At 67.4% G+C, this 1,593-nt stretch carries 2 protein-coding genes; both read left to right on the forward strand.

Annotated elements, in window-relative coordinates; all coding sequences use genetic code 11:
* Positions 1 to 758, forward strand: a 758-nt coding sequence (locus AB0D12_RS41285) for a hypothetical protein (RefSeq protein ID WP_362695240.1), incomplete at its 5' end; no start/stop codon positions are given.
* A complete protein-coding gene (gene istB, locus AB0D12_RS41290; RefSeq protein WP_362695243.1) occupies positions 758 to 1,528 on the forward strand; it encodes an IS21-like element helper ATPase IstB in 771 nt (256 codons plus the stop codon). The genes AB0D12_RS41285 and istB, both read left to right, overlap by 1 nt.
* Positions 1,529 to 1,593: the final 65 nt, after the last annotated feature.

A 1,593-nucleotide genomic window follows, 5' to 3' on the forward strand; every position in this document is an offset into this window, starting at 1 on the left:
TCGTCAAGCGGCACGTCGCACCGAAGGAAGCAGTCCCGCTCCATCCGGAGGCGGTCGCGTTCGCCGGCCACTACGGCTTCGACATCGACGTGCTGGCCGCCTACCGGCCCCAAGGGAAGGGCCGGGTCGAGCGCCAGGTCGACATCGTTCGCGATCATGTCCTGGCAGGACGGTCTTTTGCCTCGCTCAATGAAATGGACGCCGCCTTCCAGTCCTGGGCGCCGATCCGGCGCCGTCAGGTGCACCGCACGCACGGCGAGGTCATCGCGGTGCGGGCCGAGCGTGACCGCGCCGCCCTGATGCCCCTGCCGACCTGCGGATACGCGGTGACCGAGCATCATCTGCGGCGAGTCGGGAAGGACTGCCTGGTGTCCTTCGAAGGGAGTCTCTACTCCGTTCCCGCCCGCCTCGTCCGGGCCGGGCAGACCATCGAGCTACGGGTCGCCCGCACCCACATCACCCTCCACGACCCGGCTCCCGCCGATCACCGTCCGCGTCTGCTGGCCACCCACAATCGGGCCGGGACCAGAGGGAGTTGGGTCATAGATGAGACCCACTGGGACGGGCTGCCCGACGGTCACACCCGTGCCACCACCACCGAGGACACCGAGCGGGTTACCGAGGTGGAAAGCAGGCCGGCGGAGGATTCGCTGGCCGCGCTGTTGGCCCGCACGACCGCGGCCCGCATCCCCGTCTCCCGCCGTCCGCTTGCCGCATACGACCAGGCCGCCGGCCTGCCGACCCCTGGAGTGAACTGATGAGCGACCTGGTCGCCAACCGCATCCGCGGCCATGCCGCCAAGCTCGGCCTGCCCCATCTCGCCGCCAGTCTGGACCAGCTGGTCGCCCGCGCGAACACCGACAAGATGGGCTACCTCGACTTCCTCGACCTGCTGTTGGAGGAGGAGACCGGAGTTCGTGACGGCCGGCGGTTCCGCACCGCGCTGCGGCTCTCGCGGCTGCCGCACCACAAGACGCTCGAGGACTTCGACTTCGCCTTCCAGCCCGAACTCGACGTCCGCAAGGTCCGCGACCTGGCCGCTCTCTCGTTCGTCGAGGCCAAAGCCAACGTCGCTCTGCTGGGCCCGCCCGGCGTCGGCAAGACCCACCTCGCCGTGGCCCTGGCGGTCGCGGCCTGCAAAGCCGGCTACTCGATCTACTTCACCTCGCTGGACGACATGGTCAGCCAGCTGAAGGAGGCAGAGACCATCGGCCGGCTCCCGCAGAAGATGAAGTCATACCTCAAGCCCAGCGTCCTGGTGGTGGACGAGGTCGGCTACCTCCCGCTCGACCGGGACGAGGCGAACCTGGTCTTCCAGATGATCGCGAAGCGATACGAAGCCGGCTCCATTTTGCTGACCTCGAACAAATCGTTCAGTGAATGGGGCCAGGTCTTCGGCGACGAAGTCCTCGCCACCGCCATCCTCGACCGCCTCCTGCACCACTGCGAAGTCGTCCCGATCAACGGCCCGAGCTACAGGCTCAAGAACCGCTTCACCGCCCTCGAAGGAGGCGCCAACGTGGCATGATCACCCCAGCCGAGTTCTGTATGTGAGGTCGTACGCAGCTCTGGATCTGAGGTCGTACGCGGACA

It is taken from the genome of Streptomyces sp. NPDC048479, from assembly GCF_040651435.1.
GTDB lineage: Bacteria > Actinomycetota > Actinomycetes > Streptomycetales > Streptomycetaceae > Streptomyces.

Bases quoted from the DNA above. Each gene is read 5' to 3' on its own strand.
- istB (WP_362695243.1), top strand. From the start codon at position 758: ATGAGCGACCTGGTCGCCAACCGCATCCGCGGCCATGCCGCCAAGCTC.